At 60.6% G+C, this 17,007-nt stretch carries 15 protein-coding genes and 1 riboswitch; of the genes, 4 read left to right on the forward strand and 11 right to left on the reverse strand.

Annotated features, from left to right (window positions below):
- Positions 1-16: 16 nt before the first annotated feature.
- The 4 genes from LKE65_RS07745 to LKE65_RS07760 are packed head-to-tail and all read right to left on the reverse strand — an operon-like array spanning position 17 to position 4,097.
- Positions 17-787 carry a DUF2807 domain-containing protein gene (locus tag LKE65_RS07745; protein WP_278740902.1) on the reverse strand — a complete coding sequence of 257 codons (771 nt, stop codon included), beginning with the start codon at positions 785-787 and terminating at the stop codon, positions 17-19.
- Between the two features lie 45 nt (positions 788-832).
- Entirely contained in the window at positions 833-1,795 is a 963-nt protein-coding gene (locus LKE65_RS07750) for an efflux RND transporter periplasmic adaptor subunit (RefSeq protein WP_095349985.1), read from the reverse strand.
- Positions 1,796-1,810: 15 nt separating this feature from the next.
- Entirely contained in the window at positions 1,811-2,011 is a 201-nt protein-coding gene (locus tag LKE65_RS07755) for a DUF1656 domain-containing protein (protein WP_086645545.1), read from the reverse strand.
- A 1-nt stretch (position 2,012) separates the two neighbouring features.
- A complete protein-coding gene (locus LKE65_RS07760) occupies positions 2,013-4,097 on the reverse strand; it encodes an FUSC family protein (protein WP_086645544.1) in 2,085 nt (694 codons plus the stop codon).
- A gap of 282 nt (positions 4,098-4,379) precedes the next feature.
- On the opposite strand from LKE65_RS07760, the gene LKE65_RS07765 reads away from it, so the two are divergent.
- Positions 4,380-5,528 (forward strand): metallophosphoesterase family protein, encoded by a 1,149-nt coding sequence (locus tag LKE65_RS07765; RefSeq protein WP_278740903.1) that lies wholly within the window; start codon positions 4,380-4,382, stop codon positions 5,526-5,528.
- Positions 5,525-8,203: an AAA family ATPase gene (locus LKE65_RS07770; protein WP_278740904.1), complete on the forward strand. Its 2,679-nt coding sequence runs from the start codon at positions 5,525-5,527 to the stop codon at positions 8,201-8,203. The genes LKE65_RS07765 and LKE65_RS07770 overlap by 4 nt, the downstream gene beginning before the upstream one ends.
- Here LKE65_RS07770 and LKE65_RS07775 read toward each other — a convergent pair whose 3' ends face one another.
- Positions 8,204-9,664, reverse strand: coding sequence for a carbohydrate porin (locus LKE65_RS07775; RefSeq protein ID WP_086645692.1), 1,461 nt, complete (start codon positions 9,662-9,664; stop codon positions 8,204-8,206).
- A gap of 214 nt (positions 9,665-9,878) precedes the next feature.
- Between LKE65_RS07775 and moaB the strand changes: the two genes are divergently transcribed.
- Positions 9,879-10,433, forward strand: a complete 555-nt coding sequence (gene moaB / locus LKE65_RS07780; protein ID WP_086645541.1) for a molybdenum cofactor biosynthesis protein B — start codon at positions 9,879-9,881, stop codon at positions 10,431-10,433.
- On the forward strand, positions 10,426-11,004 hold the full coding sequence (locus LKE65_RS07785; RefSeq protein ID WP_095349981.1) for a DJ-1/PfpI family protein: 579 nt from the start codon (positions 10,426-10,428) through the stop codon (positions 11,002-11,004). The genes moaB and LKE65_RS07785 overlap by 8 nt, the downstream gene beginning before the upstream one ends.
- A gap of 97 nt (positions 11,005-11,101) precedes the next feature.
- Here the strand turns inward: LKE65_RS07785 and folE are convergent, their stop codons facing one another.
- The 6 genes from folE to LKE65_RS07815 form a co-directional block, all read right to left on the reverse strand.
- Positions 11,102-11,710 (reverse strand): GTP cyclohydrolase I FolE, encoded by a 609-nt coding sequence (gene folE / locus LKE65_RS07790; protein WP_086645539.1) that lies wholly within the window; start codon positions 11,708-11,710, stop codon positions 11,102-11,104.
- 18 nt (positions 11,711-11,728) lie between these two features.
- Positions 11,729-12,199 (reverse strand): Co2+/Mg2+ efflux protein ApaG, encoded by a 471-nt coding sequence (gene apaG / locus LKE65_RS07795; protein ID WP_086645538.1) that lies wholly within the window; start codon positions 12,197-12,199, stop codon positions 11,729-11,731.
- Between the two features lie 229 nt (positions 12,200-12,428).
- Positions 12,429-13,637, reverse strand: coding sequence for an O-succinylhomoserine sulfhydrylase (metZ, locus tag LKE65_RS07800; RefSeq protein WP_278740905.1), 1,209 nt, complete (start codon positions 13,635-13,637; stop codon positions 12,429-12,431).
- Positions 13,638-13,753: 116 nt separating this feature from the next.
- A riboswitch (SAM riboswitch) is annotated at positions 13,754-13,833 on the reverse strand.
- Between the two features lie 106 nt (positions 13,834-13,939).
- The gene (gene mutT, locus LKE65_RS07805) at positions 13,940-14,917 is read right to left on the reverse strand and encodes an 8-oxo-dGTP diphosphatase MutT (protein ID WP_086645536.1); all 978 of its coding nucleotides are present in this window, start codon (positions 14,915-14,917) and stop codon (positions 13,940-13,942) included.
- Positions 14,910-16,016 carry an aromatic ring-hydroxylating oxygenase subunit alpha gene (locus LKE65_RS07810; RefSeq protein WP_179290153.1) on the reverse strand — a complete coding sequence of 369 codons (1,107 nt, stop codon included), beginning with the start codon at positions 16,014-16,016 and terminating at the stop codon, positions 14,910-14,912. Before LKE65_RS07810 ends, mutT begins: the two co-directional genes overlap by 8 nt.
- Positions 16,017-16,129: 113 nt before the next feature.
- On the reverse strand, positions 16,130-16,999 hold the full coding sequence (locus LKE65_RS07815; protein WP_278740906.1) for an ATP-binding protein: 870 nt from the start codon (positions 16,997-16,999) through the stop codon (positions 16,130-16,132).
- Positions 17,000-17,007 lie beyond the last annotated feature (8 nt).

Consider the following 17,007-nt stretch of genomic DNA (forward strand, 5'->3'; position numbering starts at 1 on the left):
TGTTGACCCGGTCGTGCTAGTTCTGCTGCGTGGGGGAGGCATCGGGTAAGTTGACATCAATCCGCCCCTTGCCATCACGCTCCGTTGCCACGGTGCCGGTGGCTTTGTGGACACTGATGTTGCCACTCCCCTGCACATGCAGGGCGGCAACACCCGTGGTGCCGCCAAAACTGGCATTGCCCTTGCCTGCGTTGTTGATGTCCAGCGCCTTGAGTGTTCCCGCAGGTGCGCTCAGGCTGGCTGTGCCGGCCAGATAGACGGCCAGAGCCGGAGCCTTGACCTGGCGGATGGTAATGGGGGCGGAGGTGGTGGAGCGCAGGCGCGCCGAGCCTGCCAGTGTGTCAATGTGGATAGGCCCCGAGGAGTCCGATGCCAGATCAATCGGCCCGGTCCGGCCCAGCTCAATCCCCCCCGAGCCGGACTGGATGGACATGGAGCCTTTACGGCCGTCAATAACAATGCGGGTTGCCTGCGGGCTGTCTATGGCCAGCGGCATGGCCGATGGTGTGTGCAGTTCAAGGCTCTGCCCGCTGGCGCAGTCCGTCTGTGTCAGGGTGATGGTGCCATCTGCCGCGGTGGAGCTTTGCAGGCCTGCGGGCCATGCCCCCGGAATGTCCACTCCGTCGGACAGGGTGTTGTCGGTTACAACATGCAGGGTGCTCAGGCAGGGAGCACTGACCTGTACGCGCTGGCCGGGTATGGTCCGTGCCTGTGCGCCCGCGCTCAGGCACAGGGCAAGGGCGCAGAACATGGCAGTACGGCAGGGCAGGGCAAAGGAATGGTACATGCCTGCGTTTGTGCCAGCATGGGGGGCGGGCGTCCATACTCTATCCTAATGCCGTGCGCCGTTCCCGCCTGTGCCGCCCATAAGGGCATCATGCAGCCTGTCCAGTGCTTCGGTCAGGGAATCATGGGCACGTTTGCCCTTGCTACCAACAATGGTGACTGTGGTGGTCATGCCCGCGGCAAGCTGGGTGCCGGGGGGGATGCTGTCGATCTGCACACGGACGGGAATACGCTGTGCCAGCCGCACCCACGTATAGACCGGGTCCACCGATGGCAGGCCCTGTGTGGAGGGTGTTGCATTGGGGGTAGCAATCCCGCGGGTAATGCTGGTGATATGCCCCCACATGGGCTGGCGGTAGCCCATAAGGTCCAGCCGGGCGCGGTCACCAATATGGATGGAGCGGATTTTGGTTTCCTCAAAATATCCGTCCACCCAGTAGGAGGAAGCATCAATGACCTGAATGTTCGCCTTGCCTGCGGTGGCATAGTCCCCCACACGCATGATTAGGTTGTTGACGTAGCCGGTTACGGTGCTGCGCACATGGGTTCGGTCAAGGTTGATATTGGCCTGCGAAAGAGCCGCCATGGCCGAGGCATACTGCGCCTTTGCAACTTCCGCCGTGGCCTGGAACACCTGTTTTTCCTCGCGGGAGGCGGCGGCGTCGGTCAGGTTGTTGCGCCGGTATTCCTGCGCGTTTTTGAGCACCATATCCGCCTGCCGCTCATTCACCAGAGCGGTAGCGGAGGCCACATCCACCTTAAAGTCAAAGGGATCAATGTCGTACAGAACATCGCCCGCATGGACAAACTGGTTGTCGCGCACCTTTATGTCTATGATCTGCCCCGAAACACGCGGCGCAATGTCGGCCACCTGCACGCGTACCTGCCCGTTACGGGTCCAGGGCGCTGCGGTGTAGTAATCCCACAGGACAAAGCAGACCACGGCTGCAATGGCCAGAATAATGCCGGTTGTAACAAATTGCAGAAGGCGGCGCGCACGTTCAAACACGGCGGAAAAGCCCTTTCACAAAAGGATGGTGTAAAGGCCGATAAGGCCGATCAGAATACCAAATTCGGCCAAGGGCAGGTTCCACACCACGCGGCGGGCGCGCACCTTGGCCAAAAGCGGGTTAAGCGCCAGCAGGGTGGCAATGGCCAGCCCCGCATGCACCACAAAGGAGGACACCAGCAGGCCCCCAATATCCAGAACAGGTTGGAGCTGCATGTTAGCGGGCCTTCCACTGCTGGTCCGGCACGGGCAGCAGGTCATACAGGTGCAGGGCGGAGCGGTTGTGTTCAAGCAGGCGGATTGCACCCACCATGGCAGAAACCGCAGCAAGGGCTGTGGCCATCTGCCCATGGGGCAGGCCTATGGCATGGTCGAGCAGAATGCGGGCCTTGTGCCGCATACGCACCAGAGCAGCATCCACGTTGTAGATAATGGTGGCGCGGTAGGCGGATTCCGCATCCAGCCGGATAGCGGGAATGGTGGCGGCGCGTTGCAGGTGGCGGCGTGCGCGGGCCAGCTCAAGGTTGAGGGTATCCAGGCTGGCAAGGCGGGCAAAAACACGTTGGCGTGCCTTGTTGGCGGGCAGGTAACGGTTCCATTCCAGAATACGGCACAGCCGGTCGTAGTGGCGGCTGATCAGGGCGGAGCCGGCCTGTTCACCATGCCCTTCAAACTGGAGCAGCAGATCATGCCCGATGGTAATGCCCACCCTGAACCGCCTGCGGGAGGCGGAGGGCGGTAGCAGCAGCACGAGCGAGATAAAGATCATGATCGCGGCAAACAGGTACAGCACATTGCGGTCAATAAAGGCGGATGGCTCGTAATTCTGCTGGTCAGCGACCCCAAGAATAACAAAAAAGAACACCCCGGCGTTAAACCCGACCGTGGCTGTTCTGGGGTGCATGAGCAGCAGGCAGCCGCCAAAAATAACGGGAATGATGGCCATGGCCAGAAAAGGCATGTCCGCCCCGTGGGGGAGTATGCCAAAGTTCAGCACCGCTGCCACAATAATGGCCAGTGGCGTGCCCAGCAGTGCCCCCATGCCAAAGCCGCGCACATTGTAGGTTGTGGCGGCAAGGGTCAGGATAATGGCCACCTGCGACAGTGCTGAATACGTTGCCGGAATATCGGAAATAATGCACAGCCCGGCAGCGACGGAAAAGCCGATAAGCGTGCGCAGGCCGTTGAGCAATGCGGCAATTACGTCATCATGCTGTTCAATCTTGAGCTCTGGGGCCTGTGTGCGTGCGCGCTGGCCGTGCTCAAATGCATCTATGCCATCCACCGCCCAGCGTGCATCGGACAGCAGAGCCATGGAGCGTTCAATCAGCCAGGCCTCATCCAGCGTTGGGCCGAGGCTGAGTTCGTTTTTATGCGCCTCGCGCGCAAGGTCTTCCAGATCATGCACTGCCTGTGCGGGGGAATCGACTGGCGTACCATCACCAAAGGAATCACGGATGTGCTTGAGCACCGTGGCCGAAACCTCGCCCTTGCGCAGCACAAGGGCAATGGCCTGGCTGCACGAGAGCATTTCCAGCAGCGCCACCATGGCCGAATGTGCGCCTGCAAGCCGCAGCCGTGCATCGGGCAGTTCGGTCTTGGCGAAGGAGATCTGCGATGTCAGGGCAATAATTTCCCCCGCAAGGCCTGCGCAGGCCATGCTGTCGGGAATGCTGTGGCCAGCCAGTGCATCCTTGGCAATGCGGCGCACCATGTCCGATGTGCGGCGCAGGTTGGCGGTCAGTTTTTCAAACGCGGTGGGGGAGCCAAAAATGTCATTGATCGCGGCGGTGGAGGCAATGCCCACCACAATGCAGGACACGCGGTTAACCGTAACGTCAAAAATGCCTGCCGGGTTATCAATGCAGCTGATCCCCACAATGGCAACCGTATAGCCCGAGAGCATGGCCGCATAAGCCCGGAAGTCGCGCTCCAGTGTGCCCACAATGGTGCAAAGGGTTAGCCACAACGCCACACCACCCAGAAAAACCCCGCGTTCCTGATTAAAGCAGGCGGTCAGGAAAAGGGCGACAAACGCACCGATAATGGTGCCCGCCAGACGGTAAAGTGCCTTGGAAAGAACCTGCCCACGCAACGGCTGGGCCAGAATCATGACCGTAACCGCCGCCGTACCGGGGGAGGAAAGCTGGAGCCAGAACGCCGTGCTCAACGCCAGCACGGCAGACAGCCACGTACGCAGGCAGAACAGGAACCAGCCGGGAGAAAACACGGAGGGCGGGAGCTGGAGGAACCAGCCCTTCCACCCCGGTCTGTGCATGAAAGCTGTTTTCTCAGCGGTCATTTGGGTCTGCTTTTGTTGTGGCCACTGAGTAAGGATTGCACCCGAATCCGTATTGTCAGGCGCATATTAAAATAAAATATAATGTTTGAGGGAAGTTCTGCCCATAGTCTGGCATTGCGTTCAACGCGCAGCAGACCTGAAGCATAAGCCTGCAAACTATAATGGGGCTAATCAACTCTGGGTCAGGTGCGTACAGGGCTGTTTCCGACCGCAGGACTATGCTGGCCGTCATGCCATATTCTGTCTTGTCGAGCTATTGGTGGTGCAGGCACAACTGTGTGTATGAAAATTGTTCATACCTCCGACTGGCAGATAGGCCGGACCTTCAGCTTTGTGGATGATGATGCACTGGGCGCGCTTCAGGCCGAGCGGCTGAATGTGATCGAGCGCATAGGCATGCTTGCTCGGGCGCAAGGGGCCGCCCATGTGCTGGTCGCAGGTGATGTGTATGAGCACGAAACCCCCTCGGGGCATACTTTGCGCCAGCCCATGGAGCGCATGCGCCAGTTTGCGGATATAAGCTGGCACCTTATTCCCGGTAACCACGATGCCCATACCCCTCAGGGCGTATGGAGCCGTCTGCAGCGTGATAACGCAGTGCCTGCCAATGTTAAGCTCCACCTTGCCTCCGCACCGGTTGAGCTGGATGGCACGCACAATGCCTGGCTGCTGCCTGCCGTTTTGCAGCGGCGGCATACCCTGTCGGACCTGACGGCTTACATGGACGATGCCCCCACCCCCGAAGGGGCTTTGCGCATAGGGGTTGCGCACGGCTCGGTCGTGGGGTTCGGGAATGAGGGAGAAGCCCAGAACAACCCCATAGCCATTGACCGGGCCGCCCGGGCGGGGCTCGCCTATCTGGCGTTGGGGGACTGGCACGGTTTTAACAGGATCAATGACCGCACGGTGTACGCCGGCACGCCGGAGGTGGACCGGTTTGGCACCGGGGGTAATGGTGGGGGGGAATGCGTTGTGGTGGCGTTTGATGGCCCCACAGCTCCACCACGGCTGAGCACGCACAGAACAGGCCGCTTTGCGTGGTGCAAGTTTGAAAACGTGGTGCTGACCAGCAGTGCGGACATCCATGCGCTGGAAAGCCGCGTGCGCGCTATAGCCCCCGAGCAGCCCCATACCATTCTGGCATGGCTGGAGGTTGGCGGCATGCTGGGGGTGGAAGATCTGGCACTTTATGAAAGTCTGATCGACCACCGCCTGCGGAGTGCACTGGCCTGCCTGCGGCTGAGTGGTGCCCCCAGCCTTGCCGCCGGGGCGGATGATCTGGATATGCTTGGCACATCCGGGCCAGTGCGTGCGGCGGCCGCCGCCCTGCTGGAACAGGTGAATGCCGGTGGGGCCGAGGCCAGTGTTGCACAGGAGGCGCTGCAAAGGCTCTTCCTGCTCTGGGGTGAAGTGCGGAGGGCCACGCCATGATCCTGACAGACATCCAGATCGAGGCCGTGCGCCGTTTTGCCTCCCCCGTGCGGGTTGAAGGGCTGGGCGCTGGGCTGAATATTCTGGCCGCCCCTAATGAGGCCGGTAAATCCACCGTGCTCAAGGCGCTGCGTACCGCGCTAACCCTGCGGCACACCTCCAAAGCCCAGCCATTCAAGGACCTGCTGCCTTATGGTGGGGGTTCACCCCATATTGGCGTGGCCTTTACATGGAAAGGCCAGTCCTGCTGGCTGGAAAAAAAGTTTGGCAGCAGCAGTCTCGCCCGGCTGGATCTGGGCGCTGAACGGTTTGATGGGGAGGAAGCGGAGGAACGCCTGCAAGCCCTGTTCGAACTGGAAAAGGTCAGTAAGTCCGAAGCGGCAGGGCTGTGGAACGCCCTGCTGGTGGAGCAGGGTGAAAGCTTTGCCCAGCCTGCGCTGCAAGGGGCCGGGCGTGCCAGCCTTCAGGCCTGTCTGCAACAGAACATTCAGGGCGTAACCGGCACGGCCGAGGCCAGCGCCATGCTGGCTCTGGTCAGCAAACGGCTGGCCCAGTACCAGACTGCAACGGGCAAAACCAGCCAGCGCATGCGCCAGATACAGGAGGAGGGCGAGCAGGCCCGTGCTCAGGTGGCCACCCTTCTGGCCCGCAAGGAGGCCTTGCAGGAGGATATAAGCGGGCTGGAGCAGACCCGGCGCACGCTGGCCCAGTGCAACAACCCCGAACGGCGCAGGCAGGACGAGGCAAAACTCGTGGCCCTGCGGCAGACGCGTGACCAGTTGCGCGGGCTTGTGGCGCAGGAGCAGGCAGCACAGGCGCAACTCAGTGCGGCCGAGCAAAACGTGCAGTATATTCAGGCCGAGCAGGACCGCCGCCAGACCCGCCGGGCAGATATTGCCCGGCTGGAGCAGGTTCTGGCCGATGCCCAAAGCGGGCATACCCAGCTCAGCCTTGCTGCGGGGGAGGCAGACCAGAAACTGGCTCATGCACAGGCCAGCCATAAAGCCGCTTTAAGTCGGCACCAGCAGGCTCGCACTATGGTGTCGCGCGTTATGCACAAGGCTGCTCTGGCGCATAACCAGCAGGCCATAGCGCAGGAGCGTGCCGCGTTCGAGCGAGCGAACGCCGCCTGTGCAAGGCTGGAAAAAGCACAGGCGGCCCTGCGCATCATGCCCGTGGATGCAGCTTTTATGCGCCGTCTGGCCAAGGCCGTGCAGGTGGTGCATCAGGCACAGGCCAGCATGCAGGCGCAGGCCACACGGTTTGAGGCAACCCTGCTCCCGGATGCAGCAGGCACGGTATGGCTGAATGGCAACCCCTGCCCGGTTGGCCCCCAGTCCCTGACCGATGTGAGTGAACTGGTGGTGGACGGTGTGGGCCGCTTTACCATAACCCCCTCAACCCAGCAGAGTGACGCGCTGCATGCAGCCCTTGCTACAGCCCAAAGCGCGCTGGACAGTCTGTTGCAAGAGGTCGGGTGCCACAGTGTGGAGCAGGCTGAAAGCCAGCACGAGGCCCGCAGGCAGGCCGAGCGGGAAGTGGAGCAGGCCAGTGCCGAGTGTATGGCGCTTTTATGTGTGCCCAAGCCCAGCGATATTACCGCTGCTCTGGACGCACTGCGCCAGAAGCTGAACGAGCGGGAAGCCCTTTTTGCCAAGGAGCAGGCCGCTCAGGCAGATTGGCCCGAAGATGAAGGCACTCCGCCGGATGTAGAGCACGCCCGCGCGCAAGAGCAGGATGCACTTATGGCGGTGGAAGCCGCCCGCGTGCAGGAGCAGGAGGTGCTTACCCTGCACCGCATGGCCCATGCCCGACTGGAGCAGGCTCTTGCCCAGTTTGCACAGCAGCAGCAGGCGCTCCAGCGCGACCGGCGTGAACTGGACGTATGGGTTGAGCGCGAACCCGACCCGGCTCTGCTGACCCGCGCCACAAGCAGTGAGCAGGACAGGCAGCGCGCACAGGCCGAACTGGCCCGGATTGCCCATATACGCCAGCAGGAGGAACCGCTGAGCGTGGTGGAGCAGGGTATTCTCCGCCGCGAACAGGCTATGGAACACCTGCACGAGCAGATTACGCGCCTGTCCGTGGACCAGACGGAGCGTGAAACACGGATCCGTCAGGCAGAAGGGGATGGGCTGGATGAACAACTTGCCAGTGCGGAACGCCACGCAGCACAGGCGCAGGGCGAGCTGGAGGCATGGGAGCGCGAGCGCGCAGCCCTTGCGTTGCTGGAGGCTACGCTGCTTCAGGCCGAAACCACACAGACCGAGCGGTATCTGGCCCCGCTGGTGCAGGCCATGCAGCCCGCTTTTTCTGCCCTGTTCCGTGGGGCAACACTGGAGGTGGATACGCAGTTCGCCCTGACCGGCCTGACGCGCCAGCGCGCGGAGGAGGTAAAGGACCTGTCGGATGGCACAAGGGAACAGATAGCCGTGCTGGTCAGGCTCGGGTTTGCGGAACTGCTGCACAAACGCGGGGCTCCAGCCATTCTGGTGCTGGATGACGCGCTGAGTTTTTCAGACTCCCAGCGGCTGGAAACCCTGTTTGATGTGTTGTCCGATGCCGCAACGCGTTTGCAGGTCATACTACTGACCTGCCACGCGGAGCAGTTTACCCCCCTGCAGGGCAGGATGCTCAGCCTGCGCCCGATGGAGCGGTTTGTGGTTCCGAACTGATTACAGAACCGCGTTGAACTGAAGCCCCATAACGGCCGCATCGTGGAATACGGTGCTGCCACCGGGGCGGTTGATGTACTGGAAGTCCGGCTGCAGTGAAATGCCGGGCGCTACGTGCGCGTTATAGAATACTTCATAAATGTTCTCGTGCGACTGAATGCCCCATACGGTACCCCACTGGTTGGAGGGGAAGGGCACACCGGCCATGCTTGCGGCTTCCTGCTGCAAGGTAGAGGCGCGGCTCATCAGCTCCCACTGGTACATGGCCCCCACGCTATCCATCGGGCGGCCCCATTTGGCCCCGGTTTCCACCATACCAGCCCAGATATGGTGGGACATGGCGGTAGTGTGCCCATCAGCCCACATCCAGCCAGCCAGAGCGATCAGGCCGTTGGTTGGGCCATCCCCATTGCGGACCAGCATCTGGTCGGCCATGACCCATGCGCTGGCACGGCCTGCGCGGTAGCGTTTGGGCATGCCGGTTTCAATCCAGGCATTGCCGTGTATGTCATCGCGCAGGTCGGGGTAGCTGGAATTGTCATAGCCAAAACCGGCTTTGTAGTGCCCGTTCAGGTGGTCTTTGCCAAATTTGGGCAGCCAGCCCACTTCCACGGGGGAGGAGAACTTGCCCAGACCGTCCTGCGCCCATGCCCAGCCGGAAATACCGCCGTTAAACGCATGGGGGGAAACAGCAAACAGCCCACCCATGATATAGGTATCGCTTGTGGGCATCACGCGGGCCACAAATCCAAGGTTACCCGATGGCCAGTCACGCGCGCCTTCGGTGTATTTGGTGGGGGCGGGGTTACCGCACATGGCCACGTTCATGTACATACAGAACAGGGGGGAGGCGGCAAAAAAGCTGCCCGGCGGGATCCAGCCAGCACTGATGTCCACATGGTTATGGAAAAACGAATGCTCGGCATACAGGTAAACAAGGTGGGCCACCACATTACCACGCGCGCCATAAATCTGCTGCACGCCGCCAATGGAGTCCCCGATGTAGTCCGTGCTCAGGTTCCGCCCATGGCCGTTCACAACCATCATGTGGGTCCAGAGGTTCTTGAACAGGTCCGTATTGGTCAGCTTGCCCCAGTCCACGTCCAGTTCAACACCAACCTGCCCCGCATTGGTCACGCCCTGCTTGCGACCCCCACGGAAGTTGCCTGCCAGTTCCTCATGCACATCGGCCAGAATGTGAATACCGTGGTTGAGCAGCCACGGCTGCGCACCACCCCAGTCACCAAAAAAATGGTCCTTGCCATAGGGGGCAGAAAACAGGGGGCCGGGGTCTTCGACCAGATTGGCCTCGTTATCAACTTCCAGACTGGGTAAAAGACCAATAGAACTGTTGCCACCGGGCAGGAGTTGCGCCCGCGCGGGAAGGGCCGTGGCCAGAAGGGGGAAAAGGAAGGCAAAAAGCCAGAACGTGCGAAAAGGAAAAAAAATACGTTTGGTCATGATCCCAATTTTGTTGTCTTTGGATTGGTCTTGCGCGTGAGCGAAAAGATCAATCATGGTTTATCGGGGTGTAACAACCCCAATCCCTAAATGTTTTTTAGGGCCGATGCAGGCAAAAGGTTGCCTTTGAGGGCTTATTTTCTGCCTCAGACAGCTATTATTCATTCCCCTGATGCGTTTTTGCATCATACTTGCGGAGATATAACAGTCAGCCATGTCCAAGATAGATACGAACCGACCGTTTTTGCCTGTGCGTATTGCTGTTATGACTGTTTCGGATTCGCGCACACTGGAGACGGACACCTCCGGCGCAGCCCTTGTGGCGCGGGTTGAGGCCGCAGGGCACACCGTAGCAGCACGCACCATTGTTTCCGATGATGCGGACCTGATCGCAGCGCAGCTGAGCGCCTGGATTGCAGACCCGCTGGTGGATGTGGTCATCACCAATGGTGGCACCGGTGTAACCGGCCGGGATGTGACACCAGAAGCGTTCGAGCGCGTTATGGAAAAGCGGATAGAAGGCTTTGGCGAGCTGTTCCGTATGCTGTCTTACCAGAAAATCGGCACATCCACCATTCAGTCACGCGCCGTGGCGGGTGTTGCAGGCGGGACTTACCTGTTTGCGCTCCCCGGCTCCACGGGTGCGGTCAAGGATGGATGGGACGATATTCTGGTGTTCCAGCTCGATAGCCGCCACCGTCCGTGTAACTTTGTGGAACTGATGCCCCGCCTGCGCGAAGGGCTGAAGGAGACCTCTCACCATGACTGATGATGTAAAACTGCTGATGCTGGCAGGGGACTACGTAGAGGACTATGAGATTATGGTCCCGTATCAGGCCCTTTCCATGCTGGGATATACAGTGGATGTGGTCTGCCCGGACAAAAAAGCGGGAGACAAGGTTCTGACCGCCATCCATGATTTTGAAGGGGCGCAGACCTACAGCGAAAAACCCGGCCATGCCTTTACGCTGACCGCGGATTTTGATGCGATCGACACGGATGATTATCTGGGTCTTATCGTTCCCGGTGGCAGAGCGCCTGAGTATCTGCGGCTTAACCCAAGAGTGCTTGAGATTGTGCGCGCCTTTGCCGACCGGCCTCTGGCAGCGATCTGCCACGGTGCGCAGTTGCTGGCAGCGGCTGGGGTTATTAAGGGGCGCAAGGTTTCGGCCTACCCGGCATGCAAGCCGGAAGTGGAACTGGCTGGCGGCATTTATGCCGATATTGCCGTAACAGACGCCGTAACGGATGGTGAGCTGGTCAGTGCTCCCGCATGGCCTGCCCACCCGGCGTGGCTGGCCCAGTTCCTGAAGGTGCTTGGCGCAAATATCAGCATTTAAGCCACGCAGCGCATGACCTGACCTGGGTTATGGAAGTGCGCTGGTCTGGCCTGCGCAGGCCCCCGGCCCCGTATGGGGTGCCGGGGGTGCTGGCAGTTTAGTAGCCGTTGACGGCGGGGCGGTTGAGAATTGCCATCAGCTCACGCCGGGTATCGGAGTTATCACGGAACACGCCCAGCATGGTGCTGGTGACCATGGACACGCCGGGCTTGTGCACGCCGCGTGTTGTCATGCATTCATGCGCGGATTCAATAATCACGGCCACGCCTTGGGGCTCAAGCACGTCATTAATGGTGTTGGCGATCTGGGCGGTCATGCGTTCCTGAATCTGGAGGCGGCGGGCATAGGCGTCCACCACGCGGGCCAGTTTGGAAATACCGACAACCCGCTGGCGCGGCAGGTAGGCAACATGGGCCCGGCCAACAATAGGGGCCAGATGGTGCTCGCAGTGGCTTTCAAAGCGAATGTCACGGAGCAGAACAATCTCGTCATACCCATCGACTTCGGAAAAAGTCCGGCGGAGCAGGTTGGCCGGGTCAATGGCATAGCCTGAAAAAAAGTCGGTATAGGCACGGGCAACGCGGGCGGGTGTGTCCAGCAGACCCTCACGCGTTGGGTCATCGCCAGCCCAGCGCAGCAGGGTGCGTACTGCCTGTTCGGCTTCCTGTTGGGTGGGGCGGTCTGTGTTGTGCTCAGGCACGCTCATGCCGGTCTCCTGCTTTGGTTATTGGAGCTGGTGGTTCTGGAAAGGGCTATCCAGGCTGAAGGCGGGAATGGTCACGTCAAACCGGGTGCGGTCCGTGGTGGCTTGCAGCAGGTAGGACCCGCGCATGAACCCACCGGGCGTGGAAAGGGACGCGCCAGATGTATATTCGTAAAGCGTACCGGGCTGGATAATGGGCTGCTCCCCTACAACACCCTGCCCATGCACATGCTCCGTGCGGCCGGATGTGTCGGTAATATGCCATGTCCGCTCAAGCAGTTGCACCGGTCTGTTGCTGTCGTTGCCAATGCGGATACGGTACACCCAGCAGTAACTGTGCTCATCCGGCTCGGACTGGTCAGACAGCCAGAAGACCTGCACCAGCACACGAATGCCATCGGTCACGGCTTCGTACACAGGGAGGGGGGAGAACAGTTCGTTCAGAGCTTCTTCCGGGGATTGTGGAAGGGGGGCAACGGCCCAGTCGGCCATGGGTCTCCATGCTCCTGCAAAATGGAAAGGGGTTCGGCCCTGATCAGCCGTTCCGTGTGCTAGGTCCGCATTGGGTGCGAGAGCGTGCCAGTATCATGAACATGGGGGTTGTGCAAAGCTGCATCCAGTACGGGGGGTGCAGGCCATGCCCCTCTGCTGCCCCTTTGGCCATGGCCTTTGCCCCTAGGTGGAGGGGGGCAGGCCATGGCCGGGCAGGCGTGTGTCGTGCTTACAGCGCCTTGAGTGCGGCAACGCCGCGCGCCAGATCGTCTATCAGGTCCGCGCTGTCTTCAAGGCCGACGGAAAAGCGGATGGCGCCATCCGTAATGCCAAGGGCTGCGCGTTCTTCGGGGCTGATCTTGGAGTGCGTGGTGGTGGCCGGGTGGGTCACCAGCGAGCGGGAATCTCCCAGATTGTTGGAAATGGCGATCAGTTGCAGAGCGTTCATGAACGCAAAGGCTTCTTTTTGTCCGCCTTCCACTGCAAAGGCGACAAGTGTGCCGTTGCCGCTCATCTGGCGCTGGGCCAGTTCGTATTGCGGGTGGTCCTTGCGGCCGGGGTAGCGCACCATCTTGATCCCCGGAGCCGATGCCAGATAATCCGCCACTGCGGCGGCATTGCGGGCCATGGCTTCCACACGCAGGGACAGGGTTTCCAGCCCCTTGAGCATGACCCATGCGTTAAAGGGGGAAAGTGCATTGCCGGTGTTGCGCGTAAAGGGCTGGAGGGTTTCGGTTATCCAGTCCTTGCGGCCCAGCACGGCACCACCCAGCACACGGCCCTGACCATCAATGTGCTTGGTACAGGAGTAAACCACCACATCCGCGCCCAGTTCGAGCGGTTTCTGGAAGATGGGGGAGGCAAACACATTGTCCACAACCACAATTGCACCCGCCTTGTGGGCACGCTCGGAAATGGCCGCAATGTCGAGAATGTCGAGCATGGGGTTGGAGGGGCTTTCCAGCAGCACCGCATCCGTGGGGACAGACAGGGCCTCGTCCCATTCCGCCAGATTGCCACCATCCACAAACACGGTTTCCACGCCGTAGCGGGGCAGCAGGTGGTTTACAATCCAGTGGCAGGAGCCAAACAGCGCGCGGGAGGCCACAACACGCCCACCCGCCGTAACGTGGGAGAGCAGGGCGGAGGAAACAGCCCCCATGCCCGTTGCCGTGGTTACGCAGGCTTCTGCCCCTCCCAGATCCGCCAGACGGGCTTCTAGTGCAGCGGTGGTGGGGTTGCCAAAACGGCTGTACTGGTAGTGCGTAACCTCACCCGTAAAGGTTTTGGCAGCCTGTTCGGCGTTGTCATACACAAAGCCGGAAGTCAGGAAGAGGGCTTCGCTGGTTTCACCATATTCGGTGCGCTCCAGACCGGCATGGAGCTGGCGTGTGGCAGGGCGCCACGCCTTGGAAGGGGATGTCTGGTTATCACTCATGGGACTTGTATCCGGTTCTTTCGTGTCTGATCCACACCTTGGGGCGGGCGCAGGGCGTGCGTCCATCCGCGGGGGTGCATCTCTCAAATTGACCGTGGAAACCATGACGTCGGGTTATGCGCGCCGTCAAAGCCTCTTTAGCGCGTTTCTTTTACCTCGCCGCAAGCCGGCCTAACAAATCACGAGGGAAGGTTTCGTGCAGAAACATTCTGCCTTCTGGTTAGTCCCGCTCCTTATCATTCGTCAAGAATGTATTTTAGCGTTTTCCTGCTGCATTCCACAAATCAGAGCTGTGGTTTCGGCTAGAGCAGGGCTTGCAGCAGGGGAATAAACGGCAGATCGGCCTCAGGCATGGCGTAGCTGCGCAGATCAGCCGGGGCTACCCACGCCAGTTTCTGCCCCTCACGTGCGGTGGGGGTGCCATGCCAGCGGCGGCAGATATACAGCGGCATCAGCAGGTCAAAGCCGGGGTAGGCGTGGGAAGCAAATGTAAAGGGTGCCAGGCATGCGCGCGACATATCCAGCCCCAGTTCCTCGTGCAGTTCGCGCACAAGAGCGGCCTCTGGTGTTTCTCCCGCTTCCACCTTGCCGCCGGGGAACTCCCATAGACCGGCCATGCTTTTGCCCTCCGGCCTGCGGGCGAGCAGAATACGGCCCTGTGCATCTATTAGCGCGGCGGCGGAAACCAGCACCAGCTTGCGCTGTGTGGTGGTGGGGGCTGTGCTCATGTCCAGATCAGTCCGGTTGGCTTCCATCATGGCAACAGGCAGTTCCGTACCACGGGCGGTAAACATCTGCCGGTCAGTGCCACAATGGCGGAAGCCTGCGTGTTCAAGAACGCGGATGGAGGCAGGGTTATCCTGTGCTGCCGTTGCGCGCAGGGCGGTAATATCCAGATGCGCCAGTGCCCAACGCGTCATGCGGGTGGCGGCATGGGTGGCAATGCCCTGCCCCCAGTAGGGGCGGCCAACCCAGTAGCCCAGAATACCCACACGCCCCACCTGCGGCATGGTGTGAATGCGCACCCCAATGCAGCCCATAAAAGCCCCGTCGGGTGCGGTTATGGCAAAATGATAGCCTTCGCCACTGGCCTGCATCTGGCAGGTGGAGGCGATCCAGCTATCCGCCAGATCCCGGGGGTAGGGGAAGGGCAGGCGGCTGAGCATACGCACCACCTCCCAGTCATTGACCAGGTGGTGCAGGGTTGTTGCATCATCAGGGTGGAGCGGACGCAGGCGGCATGGACCCGCATCCAGTAACAGTGGTCCGGTATCAGGCATGAGACTCGCTGGCAGGGGGAATGCCACATTCAACTAGCAAAGCCCGGAGCGCGTTAATTACGGGGAAGACCTCCACATTGTGGTCCCCGCCCAGTTCGCGCCATGCGTTCTGCTCTAGTTCAACAATCTCGCGGTCTTCGGCAAAAATCCGCTCGGTAAACGCAACAAGCAACGGCCATGCCATATCCAGAATACCGGGGATTTTGGGACGTTTGACCGAGAGCAGGCCAAAGGTCCGGTTGGTCAGTTCATCAGCACTCTGGGGGGTGTACACAATCCACAGGTCCATTACCGGGTCTTCATCCCCGGTCTGGATGCGCAGGGTCTGGTAGGGGTATTCCGTGCGGATGGTCATGACATCCCGGTGCTGGAATTTTTCCGACACGTCACGCCGCTCGCCAAAAATCAGGGCTTCGCCAAAGGGCTGTTTGCCCCCTGTGCGCGCAAAGCTGTAGCGGGCTTCCACCAGACCGGGCTCGCGCTTCTGGCCCAAAAAGCGGGGCTTCATCTGGCCCATCTGTTTGGAGTGCATGAACTGGTGGTTCATATCCATCAGGTTTTCATGCATGAAGCTGTAGTGGCAGCCAACGGTGCGGCCAAAATAGCGGGTTTTGTAGGCGGGGCTATCCGCCCTTGCCAACTGCGGAGCCAAGGGCACGCTATCGGCTTTTTCCGGGTCGCCGGGAAAAACAAAGATCATGCCGTTCTGTTCGCGGCAGGGGTAGGTACGTACCCCGTTGGGCAGCTTGCCCTTGCCCAGATAAGGTACGTCAATGCACCGGCCGGAGCGGCCATAGGCCCAGCCGTGGTAGCAGCATTTGACTGAACTGCCCGCAACAACCCCTTTGCTGAGCGGCACCTGCCGGTGGGCGCAGCGGTCTTCCAGCGCAAAAATGGGGCCGTCCACCGGGCGCACCAATGCTATGGGCTGGCCAGCGTAACGCGTGCCTATGGTTTTTCCGGGTTTGAGTTCGCGCGACCATGCAACCGGGTACCAGTAGTCCGGGTTGGAGCGTACCCTGCGTATGTCCGTTGTGTTCGGGCGTGTTTCGGCCCCAAAGGACGTATCATCAGAATTGGGCGGTACTGTCTGGTTCATGTCGCCTCGAATCAGGGGAACCCCCACGGCATCGGGCCGATGCCGCCATTTGCGAACGCTATCTCAACTCATACCCATGTTGGATGCAAGACCATTGGGGCCGGTTGCGCAAATTAATGCGCCGCCAGTTCGGCTGTCAGGGCCTCTATGAACTGGTATGCCACACGGCCCGAGCGGCTGCCACGGGTAATGGCCCATTCATTGGCGCGGGCCAGCAGCACATCGGCGGAAATGGGCAGGTTGCGCGCCTGAGCATAGGTCTGGACCATATCGGTATAGGTATCCTGCTCGCAGGCATGGAAGCCAAGCCACAGGCCAAACCGGTCGGAGAGGGAGACTTTTTCTTCCGTGGCTTCGGAGGGATTGATGGCGGTTGAGCGCTCGTTTTCTATCATGTCGCGCGGCATCAGGTGGCGGCGGTTGGATGTGGCGTAGAACAGAACATTCTCCGGCCGCCCGGCAATGCCGCCATCCAGCACGGATTTGAGGGCCTTGTAATCCCGGTCTTCTTTTTCAAACGACAGGTCATCACAGAACAGAATGAAGCGGCGATGGTTCTCACGCAGCAGGCTGAGCAGCAGGGGCAGGCTTGTCAGGTCCTCACGCTGGATTTCTATGAGTGCTACCAGCCCCTTGCCCGGCGTGCAGGGTTTGCCGTCCAGCTGGTTGACCAGCGCATGCGCCCCCTTGACCAGCGAGGACTTGCCCATACCGCGCGCCCCCCACAGCATGGCGTTGTTGGCGGGCAGGCCGTGGGCAAAATGGCGCGTGTTTTCCAGCAGAATGCGCCGTTGCAGGTCTATGCCCTGCAACAGGTTCACGCGGACATGGGCCACATGGGGGATGGGCAGCAGCCGCCCGCGTTCTGGCAGCCAGACAAAAGCATCCGCCGTATCCACCCCTTCCAGCGTTGCGGGGGGAGGGGAAAGGCGCTCCAGAGCCGCGGCAATACGGTCCAATGCTGGCAGCAGGGTCTGGTCCATCGGCTTTT

The sequence above is a fragment of the Acetobacter fabarum genome (assembly GCF_022483405.1).
Taxonomy (GTDB): domain Bacteria; phylum Pseudomonadota; class Alphaproteobacteria; order Acetobacterales; family Acetobacteraceae; genus Acetobacter; species Acetobacter fabarum.

What these genes read in the sequence shown, in the direction of transcription:
- LKE65_RS07745 (WP_278740902.1), bottom strand. Translation starts at nt 787, where the DNA reads ATGTACCATTCCTTTGCCCTGCCCTGCCGTACTGCCATGTTCTGCGCC.
- LKE65_RS07755 (WP_086645545.1), bottom strand. Translation starts at nt 2,011, where the DNA reads ATGCAGCTCCAACCTGTTCTGGATATTGGGGGCCTGCTGGTGTCCTCC.
- LKE65_RS07760 (WP_086645544.1), bottom strand. Translation starts at nt 4,097, where the DNA reads ATGACCGCTGAGAAAACAGCTTTCATGCACAGACCGGGGTGGAAGGGC.
- LKE65_RS07765 (WP_278740903.1), top strand. Translation starts at nt 4,380, where the DNA reads ATGAAAATTGTTCATACCTCCGACTGGCAGATAGGCCGGACCTTCAGC.
- LKE65_RS07770 (WP_278740904.1), top strand. Translation starts at nt 5,525, where the DNA reads ATGATCCTGACAGACATCCAGATCGAGGCCGTGCGCCGTTTTGCCTCC.
- LKE65_RS07775 (WP_086645692.1), bottom strand. Translation starts at nt 9,664, where the DNA reads ATGACCAAACGTATTTTTTTTCCTTTTCGCACGTTCTGGCTTTTTGCC.
- moaB (WP_086645541.1), top strand. Translation starts at nt 9,879, where the DNA reads ATGTCCAAGATAGATACGAACCGACCGTTTTTGCCTGTGCGTATTGCT.
- LKE65_RS07785 (WP_095349981.1), top strand. Translation starts at nt 10,426, where the DNA reads ATGACTGATGATGTAAAACTGCTGATGCTGGCAGGGGACTACGTAGAG.
- folE (WP_086645539.1), bottom strand. Translation starts at nt 11,710, where the DNA reads ATGAGCGTGCCTGAGCACAACACAGACCGCCCCACCCAACAGGAAGCC.
- apaG (WP_086645538.1), bottom strand. Translation starts at nt 12,199, where the DNA reads ATGGCCGACTGGGCCGTTGCCCCCCTTCCACAATCCCCGGAAGAAGCT.
- metZ (WP_278740905.1), bottom strand. Translation starts at nt 13,637, where the DNA reads ATGAGTGATAACCAGACATCCCCTTCCAAGGCGTGGCGCCCTGCCACA.
- mutT (WP_086645536.1), bottom strand. Translation starts at nt 14,917, where the DNA reads ATGCCTGATACCGGACCACTGTTACTGGATGCGGGTCCATGCCGCCTG.
- LKE65_RS07810 (WP_179290153.1), bottom strand. Translation starts at nt 16,016, where the DNA reads ATGAACCAGACAGTACCGCCCAATTCTGATGATACGTCCTTTGGGGCC.
- LKE65_RS07815 (WP_278740906.1), bottom strand. Translation starts at nt 16,999, where the DNA reads ATGGACCAGACCCTGCTGCCAGCATTGGACCGTATTGCCGCGGCTCTG.